This is a genomic window from Kitasatospora azatica KCTC 9699, assembly GCF_000744785.1.
In the GTDB taxonomy this organism is placed as follows: Bacteria; Actinomycetota; Actinomycetes; order Streptomycetales; family Streptomycetaceae; genus Kitasatospora; species Kitasatospora azatica.
Genome location: NZ_JQMO01000002.1, coordinates 2,392,502 through 2,416,803 on the forward strand (window position 1 = coordinate 2,392,502; position 24,302 = coordinate 2,416,803).

A 24,302-nucleotide genomic window follows, 5' to 3' on the forward strand; every position below is an offset into this window, starting at 1 on the left:
GAGGCTCAGAACCCGGCCGTAGGATGGTCGGGTGACTGAGATCGGGCGTAGTGGGACTCGCGAGGAGAGCTTCTTCGAGGCGGTCGGCGGCGAGGCCGCCTTCCGCCGGCTGGTGCACCGGTTCTACCAGGGGGTGGCCGGGGACGAGCTGCTGCGCCCGATGTACCCCGAGGAGGACCTCGGTCCGGCCGAAGAGCGTCTGACCCTCTTCCTGATGCAGTACTGGGGTGGCCCGCGCACCTACAGCGAGGAGCGCGGGCACCCCCGGTTGCGGATGCGCCACGTGCCGTTCAAGGTGGACCGGGCCGCGCACGACGCCTGGTTGCGGCACATGCGCGTGGCGGTGGACGAGCTGGCCTTGGAGCCGGCGGCCGAGCAGCAGCTGTGGGACTACCTGACGTACGCCGCCGCGTCGATGATCAACTCCGATTGATCGACCCCGACCGGTCGGGGCTACCGACCAGTTGACATGCCCGGTGCGCGTTCGCTTCCGCTCCGGACTCATTTCCCGCAGAACCCTTCCCCCAGAGTTCGCAGTCTGACAACATCGCCCGGTATTCGGTGGGTGGTTACCGCCAGGCGGTAACCACTTCGGGGGAGGAACAGCGTCCATGGGCGGCTTCGTCCTGCGCAGATTGCGCAGCAGGCTCGCGCTGGCCGGTGCCGCGGCGCTGACCATCGTGTTGACGGCTGCGGTGCTCGCCGCGCTCAACGCCTTCGACGCGGGCGTCGGGGACGCGGGGGTGCGCCGCGCACTGCTGGTCCAGGACCGCTCCCGGGCCACCGTCCAGGTGACCACCGACACCGACCTCGCCGGGCGGCCCAAGGCCGACAAGCAGGTGCACGGGCTGGCCCGGGACATCTTCGACTCGCTGCCCAGCACCGTGCGGATGGTGGCCCGCAGCCACGCCTACGCCCTGCCCGTCACCGGTGCGAAGACCGCGGACGGCAAGCCCGCCGACCCCGACCTGACCCTGCTCGCGACCATCGACCCGGCGAAGGTCGCCCTCACCGGGGGCCGGCTGCCGCAGCCCGCCACGGCCGGTGCGCCGGTCGAGGTGGCGGCGCCGGATGTGGCGATCAGCCGGCTCGGCCTGAATCCGTCGGCTCTGCCGCTGGCCCTGCGCCTGGTCGACCGCCTGGACGGTTCGGCCAAGGACGTCCTGGTCACCGGCACCTACCACCCCGCCGACGGGACCGACCCGTACTGGCAGCTCGACCCGCTGGGCGGGCACGGGCTGCAGGTCAGCGGCTTCGCCACGTACGGACCGCTGCTGACCCCCGACACCGCCTTCAGCAGCGGAGCGGTCGCCCAGCAGGGCATCAACTGGCTGGTCACCGGCGACTTCGGCGCCGCGAAGGCCGCCGACATGGATGCCCTGCGCACGCGCATCCCCGAGCGGATCGCCGCCTTCCAGAACACCACCGGAAACTCGGCGACCAGCCAACTCCCGGACGCGCTGGGTGATCTGCACAACGACCTGCTGGTCGCCGAGTCCACCCTGGTGATCGGCGCGCTGCAGCTGGCGGTCCTGGCGATCGCCGCGCTGGTCCTGGTGACCAGGCTGCTGAGCGAACGTCAGACCACCGAGAACGCACTGCTCACCGCGCGTGGCGCGGCCTGGTACCGGGTCGCCGGGGTGACCGCGCTGGAGGCGGGTGTGCTGGCGCTGCCGGCCGCCCTGCTGGCGCCGCTGCTCACGCCCGTCCTGCTGGGCCTGCTCGGCCGGTTCGGCCCACTCGCCGACACCGGGGTGCGCCTCGACGGCGGACTGGACCTCAGCTCCTGGCTGATCACCGTCGGCGTGGCGATCGGCGCCGTACTGATCGTGCTGATACCCACCGTCGCGCGGACCGGCGGCGCGGTACTGCAGCGGCGGGCCGGTCGGCGTCAGGCGCTGGCCTTCGGGTTGGCCCGCTCCGGCGCCGACCTCGCCCTGCTCGCCCTGGCCGTGCTGGCCTACCTGCAGCTCTCGCACTACGGCTCGGGGCAAGGCGGATCGGCCGGCGGCGGCGCGCTGTCGGCCGACGCCGGCGGCCAACTCGGCCTGGACCCGGTGCTGGTCACCGCACCGACGCTGGCGCTGTGCGCGGGCACCGTCCTGGCGCTGCGGCTGCTGCCGCTGGCCGCCCGGCTGGGCGAACGGCGAGCCACCCGGGGCCGTGGGCTGCCGGCCGCGCTGGCCGGCTGGCAGTTCGCCCGCCGGCCCCGGCGCAACGCCGGCCCGGTGCTGCTGATGGTGCTCGCGGTCTCGATGGGCATGCTGGCGCTCGGCCAGGCCGCCTCGCTCAGCGCCTCGCAGCGCGACCAGGCCGACTTCACCTCGGCCCATGGACTCCGGGTGAGCAACGTCGGCCTGCCCGCTCTAGGCCAGGCCGGAGTGCTCACCTCGCTGCCCGGCGGTGACCGGTTCCTGCCCGTCTCGCGGCAGGAACTCCCGCTGCGCGGCGGCAGTTTCGGCCAGCTGCTGGCCGTCGACAGCAAGCGCGCGGCCGACGGCGTGACGATGCGTCCCGACCTCACAGGCGGGCAGAACCTCGCCCGGCTGCTCGGCCAGCTGGCCGACCCGACCTCGCCCAGCACCACCTTGCAGAACACCACCGCGCAGAACACCACCGTGCAGAGCACCGCGACCGCGCAGAGCACCGACGGGATCGTGCTGCCGGGCGCACCGATCCAGCTCAGCCTGGACCTCTCGGTACGGACCACCTTCGACCCCGAACTGCAGCCCCCGTCGCAGCTCGACCCCCGCTACGGCGGCCCCCGGCTCGGCGACGGCCCCGGCGATCCGCCGGACGCCCACGCGCCGCGGCTACGGCTCGACCTGCACGACCGGTTCGGGCTCACCTTCAGCGTGGAGGTGATCAACCTGCCCGACCAGGGTGACCGCACCGTCACCGCCGACATGTCCGCGCTCTTCGCGGCCCCCGCCGGCCGGCCGGCCTACCCGCTGACCCTGACCGGCATCGAGGTCAGCTACGACGAGACCCCGGCCGGCAATGTGCACCAGCAGCTGACCGTGCACCGGATCGGCTCCGTCGACTCACCGGGCGCCGCCGTGCAACCGGCCACCCACTCGGCCGACCTGAAGTGGCAGGCGAAGACCACCGCAGCGGCCGACCGGGCCAAGAACGCCGAATCGCCGGACGCCGTACTGGACCCGGCGGCCGGTCAGGACCTGTTGACCATGCACTACTTCACCGGGCGGGGCAGCCAGACCAACCTCGCACGTGTGGCCTTCCCCGGCCCCGGCGGCGCCGTCCCCAGCACGATCGACGCGATCGCCACCCAGGACTTCCTGACCGCCACCGGCACCACCGTCGGAGCCGAGCTGCCGATCCAGCTCGGCACCAACAACCTGACCTTCAAGATCATCGGCGTGGTGCCGGCGCTGCCCACCGCGGGCAGTCCCGGCGGCGGGCCCAGCGCCGCGGTGCTGGCCGACCTCGCCACCATCGACCGGGTGATCGCCGCCACCGGCGACAACCCGCTCGCGCCCACCGAGTGGTGGCTGCCCAGTCGGGGCCGCGGCGACCAGGTGCCGGCCACCATGGCCACCGCCCTGAAGAACAGCATCTTCCCGGCCCAGATCCGGCTCGACCGGCAGTTGGTGACCGACTTCCGCGAAGACCCGCTGGGCGCCGCCCCCCAGTCCGGGCTGCTGGCGCTCACCATCGCCGCCGCCGTGCTGGCCGCGATCGGCTTCGCTGCGGCGGCCGTCGGAGCCGCCGGGGAGCGGGCCGCCGAGTTCGCCGTACTGCGCGCGCTCGGCACCCCGCAGCGGCAGCTGGCCCGCACCGCCGCCGCCGAGCAGGGCATCCTGATCGCCCTCGGGCTCGGCGTCGGGACGCTGCTGGGCATCGCGCTGGTGCACCTGGTGGTACCGCTCACCGTGCTCACCCCCGCGGCGCACCGGCCGGTCCCGTCGGTGCAGGTGGTGCTGCCGCTCTGGCAGGTGCTGATACTGCTGCCGGCGGTCGCCGCACTGCCCGCCCTGCTGACCGTCCACCGGGTGCTGCGGCCGGCCCGAGCCGCCGAGACCGTCGCCCGCCTGCGCCACTCGGAGGAGATGTGAGCCCCGATCGGAAGGCCTCCGACGGCCCGGACGAACGTTCAACGGCCAGACCGACGCCGGATGTCGCAGACACTGCCAACCCCGCACCGCGCGACCGGGCCGCCCGACGAACCGTCGCACCCTGGGTGCGCACCCGGCTGCGAACCAGTCGCGGCGCCGCGCTGCTGCTGGCCGTCCTGGTCCTCAGCACCACCTTCCTCGCCGCCGCGCTCCCCCGGGTGCTCGACCGGCAGGCCGACGCGGCGGTCACCAAGCTGCTCACCGACGCCCCGCCGCGGGCCCGCAGTCTGGTCGCCGTGCTGAGCAGCGCCCCACGTTCGGTCGGCGTCCCGGTCCCCAGCAGCGACGCCACCCTCTTCGATCCCGAGCTCTCCTCCGCCGGCGCCCTCGCCCTGCAGCACGAGCTCAGCGCTCCGCTGGCCCCCTCCGTCGCCGAATCGGCCTACGGTGCCCGCAACACCAACCCGCGCTGGCTCAGCGACCCGAGCCTTCCCCGCCCGGACGGCCTCGACCCGGCGCTCAGCCTGGTCAGCCTGACCAATCAGCAACAGCACATCCGGATGCTGGCCGGCCGTCTGCCCGCCGGCTCGGGCGGCACCGACACGAACGGCAACCCGGTCTTCCCCGTGGTGCTCGCCAAGGCGGTGGCCGACCGGCTCGGCGTCGGGGTCGGAAGCGGCCTCACCGCCAGCGGGTTCCGCAACGACAGGGTCCCGGCCGGCATGAATCCTGGCGGGCTGACAGTAATCGTGGTCGGCCTGTTCGAGCCGACCGACCCGAACGAGGCGTTCTGGTCCGCCACCCCCTGCGTGACCACCCCCTGCCTGGCCTTCACCGACGACATCCCGCCCCAGCAGTACTGGAACGTCGGCGCGCTGATCGGCAACAACGCGATGGCCACCATCCCCGACTTCGCCAAGGCCGAGCTGTTCTGGCAGATCCCGGTCGACCCGCACCGCCTGCACGCCTCCCAACTGGGCGACGCACAGCGGCTGCTCGCCTCGATCCAGGACGGACCGCTGGCCGCCAGGGTCTCGAAGGACGCCGGGATCCCCGGGCTGCGCCCCACCGCCACGCTGTCCGCCCTGCTCACCCAGGCCCAGCGCCAGCAGTCCGCCGCCGCACCGCTGTACGCCATCGGCCCGATCGGAGCCGGGGCGGTCGCCCTGGTGGTCCTGCTGCTGGCGGCCGGTCTCGCGGTGGACCGACGGCAGGCCGAACTGACGCTGCTGCGGGCTCGCGGCGGCTCACTGGGCGCGATCGGCGGCCGGCTGCTCGCGGAGACGGCGGTGCTGGTGCTGCCGACCGCCGCGCTCGGCACCGCGCTCGCGCTGCTCCTGCTGCCCACACCGCGCTTCGCCACGGCGGTGCTGGTGGGGATCGGGACTGCGGCGCTCGCGCTGCTGCCGTTCCCGCTGCGGGCAGTGCTGCTGCTGCGCAGCACCGGACCGCGCAACAAGACCGGCGGCGCGCAGAACCGCCGGGCTCCCGGCGCCCGGCGGTTCTCGCCGGCCCGGCTGCTCGGCGATCCGCGCCGGGTGGCAGCCGAACTGGCCGTGCTGGCCCTGGCCGCTGCCGCCGTGCTGGCGGTGCGCCGACGCGGCGTGACGCCACCCGGCAGCTCGCTGGACCTGCTGCTGAGCTCGGCCCCCCTGCTGCTCGCCGTGGCGGGCGGCGTCCTGCTGGCCCGGCTCTTCCCACTGCTGCTGGCGCCCGGACTGCGCTGGGCCGCCGGGCGGCCCGGCGCGATCGGGTTCCTCGGCCTCGCCCGGGCCACCCGGGCCGGCGGCTCGACGCCCACCGACACGGGCGTGGGGCGACCGGCGCCGACCGTACTGCCGCTGCTGGCGCTGCTGCTCGCGGTCACCACCGCCGGTTTCGGGGTCACCATGCTGACCTCCACCGACACCGCCCGTCAGCTGGCGATCCGCAAGGCCGTCGGCGCCGACGCCCGCGTGCTGGCCAACGACGCCGGCACCCTGCCGCCCGGCTTCGTCGCGGCCGCCGCCAAACTGCCCGGGGTACGCTCCGGCACCGCGATGGTGCTCGACGGCAGCGCCTCCATCGGCACCGCCGACGGCGCCCTGGTGGGCGGGTCGGTGCTGCTGATCGTCGACCCGCAGGGCTACGCGGCACTCGCCCGCAGCGTCGGCTACGGCCAGTTGGACCCGGCACGGCTCGACCGGCCCGGTGCCGGGCCCGGCGACCCGGTGCCCGCCATCGTCACCGCCGACATCGCCGACCGGCTCGGCACCGGCGTCAACTCCACCCAACTACCGGACGTCTACGGCACCCTGCACTTCGCCGCGGTCGGGACGACGAACGGCTCCCCCGCCCTGCCCGCCGGCGGCAGTCGTCCGGTGGTGGTGGTGTCCAGCGCGGCCGTGCTGCGTCAACTGCCGCGCACCCAGGGGCTGATCGACAAGCCCAACGCCTGGTTCGGCAGCGGCGACGGGATCAGCAGCGTGGCGCTGCGCGCACTGCTCGCACAGGGGGTCGCCAACAGCACAGGGGCGGCGGGCACGGGATCCGGTACGGGGGCGGGGGCTTCGGGGGCTTCGGGCGCTTCGACTGCGGCCTCAGGTACGGCGTCCGGCACCGTGGACGACTTCTACTCGATCGCCACCCGCGCCGACGTCGCCCGCGGGCTCGGCAGCAACCCGCTTCAGCAGTCGGCAGCGCGGCTCTTCTGGTACGCGGTGGCCGCGGCTGCCGGGTACAGCCTGCTCTCGCTGCTGCTGACCCTGCTGCGCGCCGGCCCCGAACGCGCGGCGCTGCTGGCCCGACTTCGCACCATGGGTCTACGGCCGCGCCAGGGCCTGATTCTGATCCTGGTCGAGGCACTGCCCCAGGCGCTGCTGGCCGCGGCCGCCGGGGCGGGCATCGCCTGCCTGACCGCGCCGCTGCTCGGCTCCTCGGTCGACCTGTCGGTCATGGTCGGTACGGCCGTGCCCGGCGGTCTGCGGGTGGCGCCCGGTCCGGTGGCCTGGCTGGCGGGCGCACTGGCGGCGCTCTCCGCGCTGGTGGTGTTCGTTGAGACGGTGCTGGCCGGACGACGGCAGATCAATACCGAGTTGAGAGCGGGTGACCAGCGGTGAGCACACCGGACATCCTGGAGGGCGGGGGCACCGGAGGCGGCCCCGATTCCGGCCCCGGCGGGGGCACCGGAAGCCCCAGCTTCACGGAGCTGCAACAGCGGGCCAAGGCGGCTCGAGACACCCCCGCCTACGGGCACGACTCGGTGATCGCCTGCGACCGGGTGGTCCGCATCTTCACCGCCGACCGGGTCGAGGTGCAGGCCCTGCAGGGCCTCGACCTGCTGGTCCGCAAGGGCGACCTGATCGCCCTGGTCGGCGCCTCGGGCAGCGGAAAGTCCACCCTGCTCAACATCCTGGCCGGGCTCGACGTGCCGTCGGCCGGTTCGGCCACCGTCGCCGACTGCGACCTGCTGACCATGACGCCCAAGGAGCGGCTGCGCTACCGGCGCGAGGTGGTGGGCTTCGTCTGGCAGCAGACGGCCCGCAACCTGATGCCCTTCCTGACCGCCGCGCAGAACGTCACGCTGCCGATGCAGCTGAACGGCGAGCGCTGGTCGGCCGGTCGGACCAAGCGGCGGGCGGCACGGGCCGCCGAACTGCTGGAAGCCCTCGGCATCGCCCACCTCGGCGACCGGCGGCCGGCCCAGCTCTCCGGCGGCGAGCAGCAGCGGGTGGCGATCGCGGTGGCGATGGCGAACAACCCCTCGGTGCTGCTGGCCGACGAGCCGACCGGTGAACTCGACTCGGAGACCGCCGCCTCGATCTTCGAGGCCTTCCGCACCGTCAACCGCGAACTGGGCGCGACCGTGGTGATCGTGACCCATGACCCGATGGTGGCGGGCGAAGTCCGCCGCACGGTGGCGATCCGGGACGGGCGCACCAGCTCCGAGGTGCTGCGGCACACGCTGACCGGCGAGGACGGCACGGAGTCGGTCAGCGAGCGGGAGTACGTGATGCTGGACCGCACCGGCCGGGTGCAGCTGCCGCGCGAGTTCCTGGCCGCGCTGGGGATGGAGCACCGGGTGGCGATCGACCTGGCCGCCGACCACATCGCGGTGTGGCCGGACGACCATCCGGAGGGGTGAGCGGGTCTCGCTGCGCGCGGGCGCCGGGTGCCTGGGCACGCGGGCGCGCGGGTGCCTGGGCACGCGGGGTGCCTGGGGCGTGTGGACCTCGCGGCGTTGCGGGCTAGCCGAGCGGGGTGAGGCCCAGGCCGCTGCCCGGCGCGGCGGTCGCACGCAGGGCGACGGTGCCGTGCGGGGCGGTCAAACGCAGCCAACCACCCGCGCGGTGCGCGGTGAGCTGGGCGCCCGGGTGCAGGAAGCCGATCCGGTAGGCGGCGTGGACGGCGCGCAGCGGCAGTTCGGGGAGAGCGGCCAGCGGACGGGACCAGATCTCGTCGGCAAGGCGGTCCAGCACCTCACGGGTGCGGTGGGGCTCCGGCACCTCGGCCGTGCGCTCCTTGAACTCCGCGATGGCGGCCAGCAGTTGAGGCATCACCAGATCGGCCGTGGCGGTCCCGATCCGCTGCCAGCCGGCGCGCGGCGGCAGCAGGCCGGCCCAGGCCGGTCCGGTGACCGGTGCGGGCAGGGCGACGGTACCGTGCTCCTCGTCCAGTCCCTCCAGCAGCTGACCGGCCGAGACGGTCGCATCGATCGAGACCGTGGTGTCGATGGCGGGCCGAGTGCCCTCCGCGGCCGCGTCGGGCCGGTCGTTCCCACCGGCGTCCGCGCCCTCGTCCGTGAGCTCGCCCGCGCCCGCGCTCTCGCCCTCGTCCGTGGACGCGGCCAACCGCGCCGTGCGCAGGGCGAGCACGCCCGCGCTGCCGAGCGGGAGGCGGCCGTAGAGCGCGAGCACACCGTGTCCGACCCCGCCAGCCCCGCCGACCCCGCCGACCACCTGCAGCCGGACCGCCGCCGCGCGGTCGAAGCGCAGCAGCCGCCCGAGGAAGGCGGCCAGGTCGGCCACCTCACGCGGATCGTCCAGGCCCAACCGCGCAGTACTGATCACGCGGCGACCTTCGCCCGATCGCTGTCCTCGATGAAGCGGCTGAGGAACGCGTGCTCCACCTTGCTGATCCGACGCGGGCGGCCGACCTGCAGGTCGAACGGGACCACCACGCTGGAGGCCCGGACGTAGACCGTCTCGGTGCCGTCCTCGGCGGTGTCCTTGATCTCGTAGGAGACCGTGACCGAGGCAGCGCCGATCTTGGTCACCCAGGTCTCGATGGTCACCGGTGCGGGCCGGTGCACCAGCGGGAACTTGTAGTCGATCTCGTGCCGGGCCACCACCGAACCGCCCGCGAACTCACCCGCACCGGCCTCGGCGGCCTGGGTGAACATGAAGTCGATCCGGGCCTCCTCCAGGTAGCGCAGGAAGACCACGTTGTTGACGTGGCCGAAGGCGTCCATGTCGGACCACCGCAGGGGGCAGGCGTAGATGTGGCGTGCCACGAGGTCGTTTCTCCTTCTCGTGCGTCAGCTGCTTGCGGGACGGCGTCCCGCGCGCCGGACCGACCGCGTCTTGCGCGGGACCGCGTCTCGCGCGACGGCCCGGTGGGGTGCCCTGTCCGGGCTCCCCACCGGGCCGCCTGACGGCTGGTCAGCCGCGGGTCAGCCGCGGGTCAGCTTCTTGTAGGTCGCCCGGTGCGGACGGGCCGCGTCAGCACCCAGCCGCTCGATCTTGTTCTTCTCGTAGGACTCGAAGTTGCCCTCGAACCAGAACCACTTGCTCTCGCCCTCGTAGGCGAGGATGTGGGTGGCCACTCGGTCCAGGAACCAGCGGTCGTGGGAGATGACCACGGCGCAGCCCGGGAACTCCAGCAGCGCGTTCTCCAGCGAGGAGAGGGTCTCGACGTCGAGGTCGTTGGTCGGCTCGTCGAGGAGCAGCAGGTTGCCGCCCTGCTTGAGGGTGAGCGCCAGGTTCAGACGGTTGCGCTCACCACCGGAGAGCACACCGGCCGGCTTCTGCTGGTCCGGACCCTTGAAACCGAACGCCGAGACGTAGGCGCGGGACGGCATCTCGACCTGGCCGACGTTGATCCAGTCGAGGCCGTCGGAGACGACCTCCCACAGGGTCTTCTTCGGGTCGATGTTGGAGCGGCCCTGGTCGACGTAGCTGATCTTGACCGTCTCGCCGACCTTGACGTTGCCGCCGTCCGGCGTCTCCAGGCCCTGCAGCATCTTGAAGAGCGTGGTCTTACCGGCACCGTTCGGGCCGATCACGCCGACGATGCCGTTGCGCGGGAGGGTGAAGGACAGGCCGTCGATCAGCACCTTCTCGCCGAAGGCCTTGGACAGCTTGTCCACCTCGACCACGATGCTGCCCAGGCGCGGGCCCGGCGGGATCTGGATCTCCTCGAAGTCCAGCTTCCGCATCTTGTCGGCCTCGGCCGCCATCTCCTCGTACCGGGCGAGGCGGGCCTTGGACTTCGCCTGACGACCCTTGGCGTTGGAGCGGACCCACTCCAGCTCCTCCTTGAGCCGCTTGGCGCGCTTGGCGTCCTTCTGGCCCTCGACCTTGAGACGGGTCTGCTTGGTCTCGAGGTAGGTGGAGTAGTTGCCCTCGTACGGGTAGGCGCGACCGCGGTCGAGCTCCAGGATCCACTCCGCGACGTGGTCCAGGAAGTACCGGTCGTGGGTGACGGCGACGACGGTGCCGGCGTACTTGGCCAGGTGCTGCTCCAGCCAGTTCACCGACTCGGCGTCAAGGTGGTTGGTGGGCTCGTCGAGCAGCAGCAGGTCGGGGGCCTCGAGCAGCAGCTTGCAGAGCGCGACCCGGCGGCGCTCACCACCGGAGAGGCTGGTGACCGGCCAGTCGCCGGGCGGGCAGCCCAGCGCGTCCATGGCCTGCTCCAGCTGGGCGTCGAGGTCCCACGCGTTGGCGTGGTCCAACTTCTCCTGCAGCTGGCCCATCTCGTCGAGCAGCGCGTCCGAGTAGTCGGTCGCCATCAGCTCGGCGATCTCGTTGAAGCGGTCGAGCTGGCCCTTGGTCTCCTTGACGCCGTCCTGGACGTTCTCCAGGACCGTCTTGGACTCGTCCAGCGGCGGCTCCTGAAGGAGCATGCCGACGGTGAAGCCCGGCGACAGGAACGCCTCGCCGTTGGAGGGCTGCTCCAGGCCGGCCATCATCTTCAGCACGGTGGACTTACCGGCGCCGTTGGGGCCGACAACGCCGATCTTCGCCCCGGGAAGGAAGCTGAGCGTCACGTCGTCAAGGATGACCTTGTCGCCGTGCGCCTTGCGCACCTTGCGCATGGTGTAGATGAATTCCGCCACGTGAGATCGCTCCGGCGTCGTCGAGGAGTTTGGGGTTACCGCGTATCAGCGTTCCATTGTGCCGCACTGGGGGGCACATCCCGAACCCGCGCCCAGCCGCGCCCGCCTTCGAGAGGTGCGCTGGAGGGTGCGGGGGCGCGCTTGAGGACCGCCCTGGGGGCGTACGTGAGGACGGCCCTGGAGGGCGCGCCTGGCAGCGGGTTATCGCGGCGGATCCCACGGCGGGTTCGACCGCCGGCGCCGGCGAACGGCCGGTGGCCCAGCCCCTCGACAGGGACCGGGCCACCGGCTTCGCGCCTGGCTGCTGCGCTGCGCTGCTTCTTGCGTTGTCACTCGCGGTCTTGCGTTGTCACTCGCGTTGTTTCACGCGTTCTTCGTTGTTACTGGCGCTGCTGTGCGCTGGTGCGCTACCTGCCGCACCCACCGCACTACCGCGTGCTTCAGGCGGCGGTGCGCCCGTGGCGGCCGCGGCGGCGCATCGTGTAGACCGCGCCGGCACCGACCAGGACCAGCGCGCCGGCGATGCCCGCGATCAGCGGGGTCGCGCCGCCACCACCGGTGGAGGCCAGGCTCCCGCCGCCCGTGGTGTTACCGGCGGCCGGGGTGGCCGGGGCGGAGCTGGCCGGGTGGCTCGGGGAGCTGCTCGGGCTCGGCGAGGCGCTCGGGGTGGGAGTGGTCCCACCGGTACCGCCACCGGAGGTCGCGACGTGGCAGTCGACGGTACCGGTGAAGGTCTGCGACTTGCCGTTCTGGCCGGGGGTGACAGTGATGCTGTACTGCGCGCCCTGGGCCTCGGGGACCGCGACGGTCTCGGTGGCGCCGGGCTTCACCGTGACCGGCTTGGTGAAGGACTTCTCCGACACGGTGGTCTTGAAGTCCTGGTCACCACTGTTGGTGATGGTCACGACGACCGAGTTCTGCTGGCAGACCAGGGCAGCCGAGATCGCCGGGGCCGGCCCGTTCGGGACCCAGCTGGCCTTGGCGTTGGCGGTCGCGGTGACGGTCTGCGCGCCCGCGAGGATCAGGGTCTGGCTGCCCGGGCTGGTGAACGCCCGACCGGCCTGGACCTGGGCCGAGGTGGAGGCCGAGATGGTCGCGGTGCCCGCGTTCGCACCGACCGGGGCCTTCACGAAGAACGAGTCGCCGTTCTTGGCGGGCGCGGTCAGCTTGCCGTTCTTGTCGGAGAGGACGGTGCCGTTCTTGTCGGTGAGAACGACGCCGGCCGCGCTGGAGGTCGCGTCGAGCGAGGCGGCCACCGAGGTGCCCGTGGTGGAGACGCCGATCGGGCCGAGCAGCGCACCGCTCTTACCGGACACCGCCGGCGGCGTGAGGGTCAGCGACGGGGCCGGCTCGTCGACACTGACCGCGTGCGACTCCAGGTAGTCGGTGAGCTTGGCCGCGTCCTCATCCTTCGGGACCGCCTTGACGTGGTCCGAGAAGTGCCAGATGGCGGCCTGCGTGGCGGCGGCGGCCTGATCCTCGGTGAGCGACCCGGCACCAGCCTCCTTGGCGAGGACGGCCAGGTCGGAGACCTTCGGGTAGGAGTTCTGCAGGATCCAGTTGATCTTGCCGGGCGCCGTCTTGTCCGAGTTGGTCGCGAGCGAGCTCGAGGCCCAGCCGGTCTCCTGGTAGACCGCGTTGTCCTGCGCCTCGGTCTTGATGTCGATGCAGTACGTCAGCAGCGTCGAGCCATCACTGGTCTTCAGCTTCATCAGACCGCCATCGGCGAGCCAGTCACTGTCGTTGATCTTGACGAAGCCGCCCGGCTTGACGTTCCCGCTCTCCAGCGTGGCGGTCACGCCTGACCCACCGTCACCGCCGGCGGCAGCAGCCGCACCCGCCATCGCGAACCCGCCACCGACCGCGACACTCGACGCGAGCATGACAGCGGCTATGCGGGACAGACCCCGCCGTTGCATGAACATATGAAGACCCCTCTAGGCAGAGCCACGCCCCTGGGCGGCCCGCCGCGCAATGCCGCGCTCCCTGTGGCGCCGCCGCACTTGTGTGAACCAGACGCATCATATTGATAACTACTGGCGCGTAAACCGCCCCGCCCCCAGGAGCCGGTTCCGTATCAGAATTGTTATCAAGGAGCGGGCCCACTCGGCGACCTGACGGGTCGACAGATATTCGTCACTTTATCGACTATCCACTCGCCCATTGCACCGGCGGGCGCGAGAAGTGTCCCTGAAAGCTCAACTGACACTCAAGCAGCGCCCCAGATGTGAAAAGGTGACGACCAGCCGTCCCCGGGCCGCCACCTTCTCCTCCCAGCAGGTGCAACGGGTCGCGAACGAAGCGACGTTCAGACCGTGACCACCTCGCCCGCGACCACCTCCTCCAGCTCGCCGCCATCGACCCGCCGCGACATCGGCTCGGCGGCCGGGACCGCGACCTCCGACCGCGTCGAGCGCGCCGACCGGACGGTGCGGGTGCTGCGCGTCGTACGCCGCTTGGCGTCGTCCGGCGGCGCCGCCGTCGCACGCACTTGCTTCGCGCCCGCCGCAGCCTCGGCGAGTTCGACCATCCCGGGCGCCCCCACCGCCCCAGCAACCCCCGCCACCTCGGGGATCCCCGCCGACCCAGCGGCCTCCGCCACTCCCTCCAACTCCCTTCCCACAAGCACACTCTGCGTGTCTCGCTGGGCCTCGGCGAGCCGGTGCTCACGAACCGCCTTCGCGATCCACTCCGGGACCGCCTCACCCGCGGACTGCAGCCCCGTCGACTGCGGCCCGATCGGCTCCGGCCGCCCGCGCACCGTCCACCGGAAGGCGGACGTCCCGCGCCCGAGGTCATGGCCCACCACCCGGGCGTCGATCTCCACCGACGAGCGTCGCTTCCCCTCGTCCTCCCACTCCTTGACCCGCAGTCGGCCGCTCACCACCACCGGATCCCCCTTGCCCAGCGAGCTCACCACGTTCGTCGCGAGCCAGCGCCAGGCCACCACCGTGACCCAGTTGGTCTCACCGTCGACCCACTCGCCACGCGCCCTGTCATAGCGGCGCTCAGTGGCCGCCAGGCGGAAGTTCGCCATCGGCACTCCGGCGGCGGTCTGCGCGTAGTTCACCGGGGAGGCGACATTTCCGATCATCGTCACCATGGTCTCGTTCACCGCACACCCTCACATTTCTCGTGTTCCTCGTACTTGGGAATCACCGGTCGATGACGATGGTGCCGTTCCGATATCCATCGATCCATCGCGATCTGAATTCTGTGGATAACTGGCCCTTGTGGATAACTTTGCCGTCTTATGGCGGTACGATTTTCAGACCCCGCCAAGCATCAGCGTGCATGACAAAAATCGCCGGCCCCGCTCGCCGACCCACCCCTGAACGAGTGGCCGCAAGGAGTTCTGTCCACGTCATCCGACCGGAGGAACCGAAATCCCACCCCGGCGCCCGTGCTCAACTGTCACTCTCCCGGCACACCCCGCTACCAGCGCCGCAAGTCCATAACGGGTGAGGAGACATCGCCGTAACGACTGCACAACGTCCGGCGGCAACACAGCTCACGGCGCTGCACACAGGCAGTCCACCTGCGATTATCAGACCGCTATCGCGCGGCCGACACACCCACTCCACCCGTGGAAAGCCGAGCAAGGCAGCGACACCCCCTTATCCTGTCCCCGGCAGGGCAAGGGCCGCACCTAACCCCCACCCAGGGATAAGGCCACCGGACCCCTTCAGGCCCCACCCCACCCGCCCCCGTAGCTCAGCGGATAGAGCAGGTGCCTTCTAAGCACTTGGCCGCAGGTTCGAGTCCTGCCGGGGGCGCCAGCACGCCCCGCCGATCCGAGCCGGATCAGCGGGGCGTTTTCGCAGGTCAGCGGCCTGAAGTGAGGTAGCCCTCCAGGCCTCCCGCCCACACCCTGGCTCGAACTCCCGTCCGACCGCCTCCGGCGTCAGACGGCCTTCTGCGGCCAGCTGCGGCGTATACGCGGCAAACCTCAGTCCTGGGCGAGGCGCCGCTACTGGGCCCGCCCCACCCTCTCGCCGACCGCCCCAAGGGCAGGGCGGAGCTCCACCGCGGGCTCCTCGAACTCGACCGCCGGGTGCGAACCATGGGGGCATCCGACGCATGACTCGGATCGAGGATCGCATCCGCGCCCCAGCCCTCCTGGACGCCCGGGCCGAGCCGCAGGCCCTCTCGAAACCTGATCCCCGCCACATCCACCCGCGCGGCAAACAGAAGCGCCGTTCTGTATAGTGAGCCCAACAAGCAGAACTATGATTCTTTTTGTGGGAGGTGCGGTGCCTCGACTCACCGACGCACGCAAGGAACTCCGGCGCGCCCAGATCACCGAGGCCGCCGTACGCTGCTTCAGCCGCAACGGCCTGGAGCGGACCTCGATCGCCGACATCACGGCCGAGTCCGGCCTGTCGACGGGCTCGATCTACGCCCACTACCGCAACAAGGCCGACCTGGTTCAGGCCTCCGCCCACGCGGTGCTCGCCAAACGCGCGGAGGCCCTCGGCGAGTACGCCGGGAGCGACACCCCGCCCGACCCCGACGAACTGCTCGCCCGCCTGATCGCCGGCATCGACCCGGTCGAAGCCCGGGTCGGCGTGCAGACCTGGGGCGAGGCGACCAACAACCCGGCCATCCACGACATCGTCGTCGACACGATCGACCGGATGCGCGCCATGGTGCACGACAGCGTGACCGCCTGGCTGGTCAAGGTCGAACACCTCGAGCCGGCCGAGGCCCAGGAGCGCGCCACCCCGATCGCCCACCGCGTGCAGAGCCTCTACCTGGCCCAACTGCTGTACACCGCCCTGCAGTCACCGGCCGAGGAGACCGCGCCATGACCACCCTGACCGCTCCGTTCGCCGGCCGCACCGTTTTCCGGGTCGGCTACGGCGCCCTGCAACTCGAACGCCTGCACCGCAGGCGCGGCGAGGCCGTCGCCCTGCTGCGCCGCGCGGTCGAGCTGGGCGTCGACCACGTGGACACCGCCCAGTTCTACGGCTTCGGGTTCGCGAACCAGGTCATCCGCGAGGCGCTGCGCCCCGAGGACGGCGTCCTGGTCGTCACGAAGGTGGGGGCCGACCCCGACCCGGGCGGGCCTCTGCCACTGCGTCTCGCGCAGCGCCCCGAACAGCTTCGCGCCAGCGTCGAGGACAACCTGCGCAGCCTGGGCGTCGACCGGCTCCCGGTGGTCAACCTCCGCCGGCTCGACTCCGGCCCCGGCCTGCGCCCCGACGGCGACCAGGTGGTCGACCTCGACGACCAGCTCGAAGTGATGACCGCCCTGCGCGACGAGGGCAAGATCGGCGCGATCGGTCTGAGCTGCGTCACCCTCGACGGCCTTCGCCGCGCCCTGCCGGCGGGCATCGCCTGCGTGCAGAACGCGTACAGCCTCGTCTCGCGCGACGACGAGGACCTGCTGCGGCTGTGCGCGGCCGAGGGCATCGCCTGGGTGCCGTTCTTCCCACTCGGCGGGTCCTTCCCGGGCCTGCCCAAGGCGACCGACGAGCCGGCGGTGCACGCCGTGGCCGAATCCCTGGGCGTCACACCCTCCCAGGTCGGCCTCGCCTGGCTACTGCACCGCGCCCCCAACGTGCTGCTCATCCCCGGCACCGCCAACTCCGCTCACCTCGAGGCCAACACGGCGGCCGGCGGGATCACTCTCGACGCCGCCACCCTGGCCACCCTCGACGCCATCGAGTCCCGCTCCGCCGAAGTCCCCATCGGCTGACCGGCGCCCCCTTGTAAGGACGGATCATGAAAGCCATCGTCTACCGCGACAACGGCGGCCCCGACGTTCTTCGGCTCGTCGACCGCGACCTGCCCGTGCCCGGCCCCGGCGAGGTCCGCGTCCGGGTCGCCGTGTCCGGGATCAACCCGACCGACTGGCAGGCCCGCTCCGGCCCCGCCCATACCAAGCAGTTCTCCGAGGTCACCCCGCACCTGGACGGCGCCGGCGTGATCGACGGCGTCGGTGCGGGAGTCGACCGGAGCCGGGTCGGTCAGCGGGTCTGGCTGTTCATGGCTGCCGCCGGACGGCCCACCGGCACCGCCGCCGAGTTCACCGTCGTACCGGCCGAGCGGACCGTGCCGCTGCCCGACGAGGCCGGCTTCGACGTCGGCGCCGCACTCGGCGTCCCCGCGCTGACCGCGCACCGCGCACTCACCGTCGCCGAGGACGGCCCGCGCCGCCTGCGGCCGGGGGCGCTGGACGGCGCGGTCGTACTCGCCGCCGGCGGGGCCGGGGCGGTCGGGCACGCCGTGATCCAGCTCGCCCGCTGGGCCGGCGCGACCGTGATCAGCACGGTCAGCGGGCCGCAGAAGGCCCGGCTGGCCACCGCCGCCGGCGCCCACCACGTGGTCAACTATCGAGAGGGGGATCCGGCCGCCGAGATCTGCGGGATCGCCCCGGACGGCGTCGACATCGTCGCCGAAGTGGCGCTCGGCGCGAACATCGCACTGGACCTGGCCGTGCTGCGGGCGCGCGGCACGATCGCGACCTACGCCAACGACGGCGGCAAGCCGGTCGAATTGGACGTGCGGCACAACATGGTGCTCAACGCGCGCCTCCAGTTCCTGGTGCTCTACACGGCCGGTCCGCAGGCGCGCGCCGCGGCCGCCGAGGACGTCGCCGCCGCGGTCCGCGACGGCGCCCTGCCGGTCGGCGAGGAACACGGTCTGCCACTGACCCGCTTTCCGCTCCACCGCACCGCCGACGCGCACCGCGCGGTGGAGAGCGGCACAGTCGGCAAGGTCCTGGTGGACATCACGTCCTGACGCCGCAGTGCGCCCTACCTCGCCGTGACGGCAGATCCGCCCCGGACCGGCGCCGTCAGCCGGCGGCGGCCCCGGCAGCGTGAAGTCGTCCAGGAGCGCGGTCTGTTGCTCGGTCAGCTTTCCCTTCGGTGCGGGCCTTCGCCTGCTTGCGCAGCCACGCGCCGGGCCGGAAGGACGGGGCGGGTGGCCCAGGTTCCGGTTCGGGCCACGCGCCCGCTGTGGAGGTGGGTCAGTGCTGGGCGACGATGGCGGGTGGGAACCTGTTGGCCTTCCCAGCCGCGGGTTCGATGCGTGGGAGCGCCCTCGGAGCGGGGCGCGGTAGGCTGCGCGTTCTTTGATCACTGGCTGGGGGCGGCATGGGCGACCACCATGAGGACACGCTCGAGGCGCTGTCCTCGAACGCGGCGGCGCCGAGCAGTGTGCTGCTGCGGTTGCTCCAGCACGACGGCCGGTCTGTCCGGACGAATGTCGCCAAGCGCGGGGGCCTGCCGGCGGAGGTGGTCGAGGCGATCCTGGCCCACCCCGAGCGGGAGGTGCGGGCGGCGTTCGCCGAGAGCTGGACGGCCGACCCCGCCCAGCGCGCCCGGCTGCTCGACGACCCGTCCGGAAAGCTCAGCCTGCTGCTCGCGATGGGGCCGATGCCGTACCGGACCCGGGTGGAGCCGCTGCCCGACTGGGCGTACCAGCGGCTGCTCACGCATCCGCGCGAGATGGTCCGCCACGAAACCGTGGCCTCGCCGAGCATCCCCGCCCATGTGCTGGCCGGCCTGGCGGACCATCCTGACCCCGTCTTCCGCCGGGCGTCCTGCCTCGCTTGGGACGAACTGTCCGGCTCCGCGCGACAGGCGCTGCTCCAGGACGACGACCTCGACGTGCGGTGGGCCGCCGGGGTGCGGGTGTGCCACCAGGTCGAGGGGTGGACCGGCTGGCTGCTCGAGAACACCGCGAACTCCTGGCGGCGCGACGAGGTTCTCCGGGTCGGGCTCCTCGATCGTGACCTCGCGGAGCGGCTGGTCGCCGAGGGCGAGCAGCTGCCGGCGGTCGCCGCGAACCCGTCCCTTCCGCCGCACCTGGTACGGCAGTTGGCCGTCCATCCGGCCCCCCGGGTGCGGCTGGTCGTCTCCGCCCGGGCTGAACTGACCGAGCAAGAGCGTGCAGCCATCGACTACACCGTCGGGCCCGAGGCGCGTCTCGGCGTGCTGGACTGGGTGTGGGACGCCCGCGAGGACGTCGAGGTCCTGCGGCAGTGCGCGACCTCCGCGCATCCGTGGCTGCGGCGCAGCGCGGCCGTCTGTCCGGCCCTTCCGCCGGACCTGGTCGAACTGCTCGCGCGGGACGAGGACTTCGCGGTGCGGCTGCTGCTGTGCGAGTGGCACCCGCAGCCGCCGCCCGAGTTGCTGCTCGACCTGTACCTCAACGGCCGACACCGCGCCGTGAGGATGCTGATCGCCAACCCCCGGTTCCCCACGGCGGGCCTGGCGGCCCGTTTCGCGCAGTCGCCGGATCCGGACCGCCGCCGGTTGGCGCTGCGCGATCCCGCCCTGGGGCTGGAACTTCTGGACCGGCTCAGCCGCGACCCCGAGACGCAGCACGAAGCGGCCAGGCACCCGCTGCTCCCCCTGCCACGCATCCGTGAGCTGCTGGCCGACCCGGTGACGGCCAGTGCCGCCGCCGGCAACCCCAGCCTCCCCGTCGAGGACATGCACCGGCTCCTCGACCGGGCCGGGGTGCCGGGCCGGGGTGCCGGCCAGGACTGACCAACAGGGCTGACCAGCAGTGCCGACCACCAGCGCTGAACCCGGCCGGGCCGTCCAGCCCGCTCAGGTCTCCCGCTGCGGGTGGTACTGCTCCTCCGTCAGCCCGAAGGTCCACGCCACGCCGGCCCGGGCGGTTCGGATGGTCGGCGGGACACGCAGCCAGTAGGTACGCAGCGTGCCGTCCGGCTCGGGTGTGGAGTTGACCACCTCCACCATCACCACCGGCTCGTCGTCCGGTAGTTGGATCCGCCACAGGACACCGGTCGGGTCCCGGTGCAGTGGTTCGGCGCCGGAGTCGGCGAGGTAGCGGTCGTAGCCGTAGTGCTCCAGCATGACGCGGCGCAGTTCGGCGTTCTCCTCCTCGCGGATCCGCTCGGGGGTGAGACCGCCCAGCCCGGCGAGGAAGTCGGCGGGCACCGGCATACCGTGCCAGGCGTGCAGGGCGAAGCCGTCCGGGTAGGCAAGGGCCGGGCCGTCGGCCCGGTCCAGTCGGCCGGCCTCGTCGCGGTGCAGCTCGGCGGGGCGCTCGGCGAGCAGCGCGACTCGTTCGTAGGGCCACCACCAGCCGGCGCTGCGCGCCAGCTCGGCCAACGGGGCCAGCCCCGCTTCCAGCTCGCCCGCGGCATCGAAGGCCGCCAGCCAGGCCGCGTCGTGCTGCCCGAGCACCGCATCGAGCAGCGCCAGGCGGATGGCGCTGACCGCCGCCGCGGTCCGCTCACGCAGTTCCTCGGCGAGCTCGTGCTCGCCGGCTTCCTTCAGGTCCTCCTCGGCCGAGGCCAACCGGCCTGCCCCGTGCAGCCGTTCGGCCACCGCCGCACGGATCCGGTCGGCCAGCGCCTGACCGGCTGGCCAGAGCTCACCGCCGGTCAGGGACCACAACTCGGCCCAGCCGAACGCACCGAGCCGCTCATGGGTACGGCCCCGGGCCTGCTCCCACGGCCGCGTCCGCACCGCCTCCCGCACGCTCGCGCCGGCCTGCGCAGCCTGCGGCGCCACTCCGTGCTCGGCCAGCCGCGCTTCCACCTGCTCCAGCAGCGGCTCGGTCTGCGCCCAGGCCGGGCAGCCGCGCAGCCGCTCGGCGGCGCCGGTGAGCAGCAACGCGGCAAGGGTCGCCTGGAGTGGCGAGTCGAACCAGACCACCGCCGAGGGCTCGGCCAGGCCGGCTGCCCGGTAGGCGGCGCGCACGCCGCGCTCCGCCGCCGCGCGATCGGCCCGGTCGGTGTCGACCGAGATCCGCCGCCAGTGGTGCGTTGCCTCGGCCGGGCTCGCGGGGCCGGCGTGTTGGGTTGCTGTCACTTCGTCGTCCTCTCGCAGTGCTGTCGTCACATCAACTCCGGTCCGCATCCGGGGAACCGTCAGTCCGCCACGATCCGCACCGCGCCGGGCACGTACTCCCGCTGGCGCACCACCCGGTACCAGCCCTTCGGGAGCGGGATCGGGGCGTGCTCCTCGTGCACCACCCTGCCGCCCTCCGGAAGGTGGAGCCAGGAGATGCCGAACGGGCCCGGTTCGCGCAGCAGTTCACCGGGGCCGACCACGGCGTGGGCATGGCCGGTCACCTCGCCGAGGGCGAGCACCAGTCGGCCCCGGACATCGCGGGGCTGTCTGGTCAACCCGCGTTCCGCACCCGGTGCGGCGCTCTCGGGGACCGGCGCGATCAGCACATCGCCTTGGCGGTACACGGCATCCTCCTTCGCTGGTGGCGCGGGGCTGGTAGCCCAGCCCACGCGCCCTGCCGACACCCGGAACGCTAGGACCGGGGTCCGACAGCGCAGCCGCAGGGCGGGGAGCGAGGGCGGGGACGACGGGCAGGGGCATCGCCGGAGCGTCCGCCGCTGCTGATAGGAAGTAGCCCACCACCAGTAACAACCAGCAGGGGCGGGGCATGAGCGTCGAGGACCATACCTCGGGCTGGAGGACAGCGAGTTGCAGGACGAGACCGCCACTGCCCTGGCCGGTGCCCCGGTGGTGGCCCGGCTGGCCGGCCTGAGCCTGGCGATGGGCACGCTCACCGATGACGGAGCTGCGGCCCTGCTGGCCGGCCAGCCGCTCACCCACCTGCACGCCCTCGACCTGCACCACCACTTCCTGAGCGAGGCCACGGCCCAGCGGGTGCGCGAGGCGCTGCCCGGCGTGGCGGTGGACCTGGACGATCCGCAGGAGGCGGAGGAGGACGAAGGCGAGATCTGGCGTTACGTCGCCAACGCGGAGTAGCCCAGTCACCCGCCGGCGCTGTCAGTCGGCGCTGGTACACCAGTTCTGTCCGTACCGCTGCGAGTGCGGACCACCACCGAGGAGAAGCGCCATGGCGATCAGCGAGCACCTGACGGAGTTCCACGGACTCCCCGTCTTCGACCTGTTCCCCGAGGACGAGACCGCCGACAGCAGCGCCCTGCCCGCCGCCGACGCGGTCGCCTGGCGGGTGGGCCTGCACTACGAGGCGGCGCGGAGCTTCGCCGAGTGCTGGGAGGAGTTCCTGGCGCTGGTGGACACCCAGCAGGTCCGCGCGGTCGTCATCGGCCCCTGGTTCAGCGACGACTACGAGTACACCCTCGCCGAGCCGCTGGCCGCGATCACCGGCAGTGCGGACCAGCTGCCGAGCCTGCGCGCCCTGTTCCTCGGCGATGTGACGTACGAGCAGTGCGAGCTCTCCTGGCTGCAACTGAGCGACGTCACCCCGGCGCTGGAGTCGTTCCCGCTGCTGGAGGAGCTGGTGGTGCGCGGCGCCTCCGGCGACTACGAGGGCAAGGAGGGGCTGGCGCTGCGTCCGCTGCGGCACGAGCGACTGCGCGCGCTGCGCTTCGAGGCCGGCGGGCTGCCCGCCGAGGTCGTACGGGCGGTGGGCGCGTCCGACTTCCCGGCGCTGGAGCGGCTGGAGCTCTGGCTCGGGGTCTCCGAGTACGGCGGGGACGCCACGGTCGCCGACCTCGCGCCGTTCCTGGACGGGGCCCGGCTGCCGGTCCTGCGTCACCTCGGCCTGGAGAACAGCGAGTTGCAGGACGAGATCGCCGCGGCCGTGGCGGGCGCGCCGGTGGTGGCCCGGCTGGAGAGCCTCAGTCTGGCGATGGGCATCCTCACCGACCAGGGGGCGGGCGCGCTGCTGGCCGGCCAGCCGCTCACCCATCTGCGGGCGCTCGACCTGCACCATCACTTCGTCAGCGAGGAGCTCCAGCAGCGGCTTCGGGACACCCTGGGCGCAGCCGGCGTGGCGGTCGATCTGTCGGAGCACGAGAAGCCGCACGGCGACTGGCGCTATGTCGCCAATGCCGAGTAGGTCCTCCATGACCCCCCGTCACCTCACGGTGCTCGGTATCCCGGGCCACCGGCGCCTGGCACTGTTCACCGCCGCCGCCCGGGCCGCCGCGTTGCCCGAACCGGCCGTGCTGCCCTGGCTGGACCTGCTGCGCGGCTCGTTCCGGCTGACGCCCGGCACGCTGGTACGGATCGACTCCCCCGGCGAGGACGAGGCCGTCGACCGGCTGCTGCGCGGCCCTGCCCTGGGCGCGGGCTACGCGCCCACCCGGGTGGAGGGCACCGCTGCCTGGTACCAGGGGGTGACCGCCGCGCTCGCCCGGCTCGCGGACGCCGTCCGTGAGACGCCGGGAGCGGCACTGCTCGGCGATCCGGCCGAGATCGCCGCCATGTTCGACAAGCGTTCCACGCACCGGATCCTCTCGGCCGCCGGGGTTCCGGTGCCGGCCGCGCTGGACCAGTCCACCGGGCCGGTGCTCGGCTGGGCCGACCTCAAGGACCGGTTGGCGGCGGCCGGGCTGCGCCGGGTCTTCGTCAAACCGGCGCACGCCTCCTCGGCCAGCGGTGTGCTCGCGCTGGAGTTCGGCCCGCGCGGCCAGGTCCAGGCCAGCACCTCGGTGGAGCTGGTGGCGGGTGCCCTGCACAACTCGCTGCGGGTGCGCCGCTACCGGGACGAGCGCGAGATCGCCGCCATCGTCGACCGCCTCGCGCCCGACCGGCTGCAGGTGGAATGCTGGATCCCCAAGGCCGCGCAGCACGGACGTGCCGCCGACCTGCGGGTGGTCGTGATCGCCGGCCGGGCCACCCACGCGGTGGTGCGGACCAGCAGGAGCCCGATGACCAACCTGCACCTGGGCGGCACGCGAGGCGACCTGCGGCTCGCGGCCGAGGCGGTCGGCCCGCGCTGGCCGGAGCTGCTGGCCGTCTGCGAACAGGCGGCCGCCTGCTTCCCCCGCTCCCCCATGGTCGGCGTGGACCTGCTGCCGGCCATCGGGTGGCAGCGGTTCCGCATCGGCGAGGTCAACGCCTTCGGCGATCTGCTGCCCGGGCTGACCGGCCTGACCGGCGGGCCCGCCGAGGGCCTGGACACCTACGCGGCGCAGGTCGCCGCACTCATCCACCACTCCCCCTGGACCACCGCACCATGACGCACCA

General features: G+C 72.6%; 17 protein-coding genes, 1 tRNA gene and 1 pseudogene. 12 read left to right on the forward strand and 7 right to left on the reverse strand.

Annotated elements, in window-relative coordinates; all coding sequences use genetic code 11:
- Nucleotides 1–31: 31 nt before the first annotated feature.
- From BR98_RS10935 to BR98_RS10950, 4 genes are all read left to right on the forward strand, one after another.
- Nucleotides 32–433 (forward strand): globin, encoded by a 402-nt coding sequence (locus BR98_RS10935; RefSeq protein ID WP_035842175.1) that lies wholly within the window; start codon nucleotides 32–34, stop codon nucleotides 431–433.
- A gap of 178 nt (nucleotides 434–611) precedes the next feature.
- Nucleotides 612–4,076 (forward strand): FtsX-like permease family protein, encoded by a 3,465-nt coding sequence (locus BR98_RS10940; RefSeq protein WP_035842178.1) that lies wholly within the window; start codon nucleotides 612–614, stop codon nucleotides 4,074–4,076.
- Between the two features lie 125 nt (nucleotides 4,077–4,201).
- Nucleotides 4,202–7,174 carry a hypothetical protein gene (locus BR98_RS10945; RefSeq protein WP_035842181.1) on the forward strand — a complete coding sequence of 991 codons (2,973 nt, stop codon included), beginning with the start codon at nucleotides 4,202–4,204 and terminating at the stop codon, nucleotides 7,172–7,174.
- Between the two features lie 89 nt (nucleotides 7,175–7,263).
- Complete coding sequence (locus tag BR98_RS10950; protein ID WP_035843972.1) at nucleotides 7,264–8,199, forward strand: ABC transporter ATP-binding protein; 936 nt, start codon at nucleotides 7,264–7,266, stop codon at nucleotides 8,197–8,199.
- 103 nt (nucleotides 8,200–8,302) lie between these two features.
- On the opposite strand, the gene BR98_RS10955 is transcribed toward BR98_RS10950, so the two are convergent.
- From BR98_RS10955 to BR98_RS39180, 5 genes are all read right to left on the reverse strand, one after another.
- Nucleotides 8,303–9,124 (reverse strand): hypothetical protein, encoded by an 822-nt coding sequence (locus tag BR98_RS10955; protein ID WP_051969554.1) that lies wholly within the window; start codon nucleotides 9,122–9,124, stop codon nucleotides 8,303–8,305.
- Nucleotides 9,121–9,567, reverse strand: a complete 447-nt coding sequence (locus BR98_RS10960) for an acyl-CoA thioesterase (protein ID WP_035842184.1) — start codon at nucleotides 9,565–9,567, stop codon at nucleotides 9,121–9,123. The genes BR98_RS10955 and BR98_RS10960 overlap by 4 nt, the downstream gene beginning before the upstream one ends.
- A 159-nt stretch (nucleotides 9,568–9,726) precedes the next feature.
- Nucleotides 9,727–11,391, reverse strand: coding sequence for an energy-dependent translational throttle protein EttA (gene ettA / locus BR98_RS10965; protein ID WP_035842186.1), 1,665 nt, complete (start codon nucleotides 11,389–11,391; stop codon nucleotides 9,727–9,729).
- A gap of 440 nt (nucleotides 11,392–11,831) precedes the next feature.
- Nucleotides 11,832–13,274, reverse strand: coding sequence for a thioester domain-containing protein (locus tag BR98_RS10970; RefSeq protein WP_035842188.1), 1,443 nt, complete (start codon nucleotides 13,272–13,274; stop codon nucleotides 11,832–11,834).
- A 425-nt stretch (nucleotides 13,275–13,699) separates the two neighbouring features.
- Entirely contained in the window at nucleotides 13,700–14,506 is an 807-nt protein-coding gene (locus BR98_RS39180; RefSeq protein ID WP_063774739.1) for a single-stranded DNA-binding protein, read from the reverse strand.
- Nucleotides 14,507–15,094: 588 nt separating this feature from the next.
- Between BR98_RS39180 and BR98_RS10980 the strand changes: the two genes are divergently transcribed.
- The 5 genes from BR98_RS10980 (at nucleotide 15,095) to BR98_RS11000 (ending at nucleotide 19,895) form a co-directional block, all read left to right on the forward strand.
- Nucleotides 15,095–15,170: transfer RNA gene (locus BR98_RS10980), tRNA-Arg, on the forward strand.
- Between the two features lie 474 nt (nucleotides 15,171–15,644).
- Nucleotides 15,645–16,202: a TetR/AcrR family transcriptional regulator gene (locus BR98_RS10985; protein ID WP_051969556.1), complete on the forward strand. Its 558-nt coding sequence runs from the start codon at nucleotides 15,645–15,647 to the stop codon at nucleotides 16,200–16,202.
- Complete coding sequence (locus tag BR98_RS10990) at nucleotides 16,199–17,092, forward strand: aldo/keto reductase (RefSeq protein WP_035842190.1); 894 nt, start codon at nucleotides 16,199–16,201, stop codon at nucleotides 17,090–17,092. The genes BR98_RS10985 and BR98_RS10990 overlap by 4 nt, the downstream gene beginning before the upstream one ends.
- Nucleotides 17,093–17,118: 26 nt before the next feature.
- Nucleotides 17,119–18,138, forward strand: coding sequence for an NADPH:quinone reductase (locus tag BR98_RS10995; protein WP_035842191.1), 1,020 nt, complete (start codon nucleotides 17,119–17,121; stop codon nucleotides 18,136–18,138).
- 356 nt (nucleotides 18,139–18,494) lie between these two features.
- Nucleotides 18,495–19,895: a hypothetical protein gene (locus tag BR98_RS11000; protein ID WP_035842192.1), complete on the forward strand. Its 1,401-nt coding sequence runs from the start codon at nucleotides 18,495–18,497 to the stop codon at nucleotides 19,893–19,895.
- A gap of 63 nt (nucleotides 19,896–19,958) precedes the next feature.
- Here BR98_RS11000 and BR98_RS11005 read toward each other — a convergent pair whose 3' ends face one another.
- Together BR98_RS11005 and BR98_RS11010 are read right to left on the reverse strand one after the other, a co-directional pair.
- Nucleotides 19,959–21,191 (reverse strand): DUF6745 domain-containing protein, encoded by a 1,233-nt coding sequence (locus BR98_RS11005; protein ID WP_051969557.1) that lies wholly within the window; start codon nucleotides 21,189–21,191, stop codon nucleotides 19,959–19,961.
- Nucleotides 21,192–21,250: 59 nt separating this feature from the next.
- Nucleotides 21,251–21,577 carry a hypothetical protein gene (locus BR98_RS11010; protein ID WP_035842194.1) on the reverse strand — a complete coding sequence of 109 codons (327 nt, stop codon included), beginning with the start codon at nucleotides 21,575–21,577 and terminating at the stop codon, nucleotides 21,251–21,253.
- A gap of 220 nt (nucleotides 21,578–21,797) precedes the next feature.
- Between BR98_RS11010 and BR98_RS11015 the strand changes: the two are divergent.
- The 3 genes and pseudogenes from BR98_RS11015 to BR98_RS11025 all read left to right on the forward strand — a co-directional run.
- Nucleotides 21,798–22,109 (forward strand): annotated as a pseudogene (locus tag BR98_RS11015) (STM4015 family protein); the annotation flags it as partial.
- A 91-nt stretch (nucleotides 22,110–22,200) separates the two neighbouring features.
- Nucleotides 22,201–23,169: an STM4015 family protein gene (locus BR98_RS11020; protein WP_035842198.1), complete on the forward strand. Its 969-nt coding sequence runs from the start codon at nucleotides 22,201–22,203 to the stop codon at nucleotides 23,167–23,169.
- A gap of 7 nt (nucleotides 23,170–23,176) precedes the next feature.
- The gene (locus tag BR98_RS11025; protein ID WP_035842200.1) at nucleotides 23,177–24,295 is read left to right on the forward strand and encodes an STM4014 family protein; all 1,119 of its coding nucleotides are present in this window, start codon (nucleotides 23,177–23,179) and stop codon (nucleotides 24,293–24,295) included.
- Nucleotides 24,296–24,302 lie beyond the last annotated feature (7 nt).

Excerpts from the sequence above, each read along its gene's own strand:
- BR98_RS10940 (WP_035842178.1), top strand. The coding sequence starts at position 612 with ATGGGCGGCTTCGTCCTGCGCAGATTGCGCAGCAGGCTCGCGCTGGCC.
- BR98_RS10970 (WP_035842188.1), bottom strand. The coding sequence starts at position 13,274 with ATGCTCGCGTCGAGTGTCGCGGTCGGTGGCGGGTTCGCGATGGCGGGT.
- BR98_RS10990 (WP_035842190.1), top strand. The coding sequence starts at position 16,199 with ATGACCACCCTGACCGCTCCGTTCGCCGGCCGCACCGTTTTCCGGGTC.
- BR98_RS10995 (WP_035842191.1), top strand. The coding sequence starts at position 17,119 with ATGAAAGCCATCGTCTACCGCGACAACGGCGGCCCCGACGTTCTTCGG.
- BR98_RS11000 (WP_035842192.1), top strand. The coding sequence starts at position 18,495 with ATGGGCGACCACCATGAGGACACGCTCGAGGCGCTGTCCTCGAACGCG.
- BR98_RS11020 (WP_035842198.1), top strand. The coding sequence starts at position 22,201 with ATGGCGATCAGCGAGCACCTGACGGAGTTCCACGGACTCCCCGTCTTC.
- BR98_RS11025 (WP_035842200.1), top strand. The coding sequence starts at position 23,177 with ATGACCCCCCGTCACCTCACGGTGCTCGGTATCCCGGGCCACCGGCGC.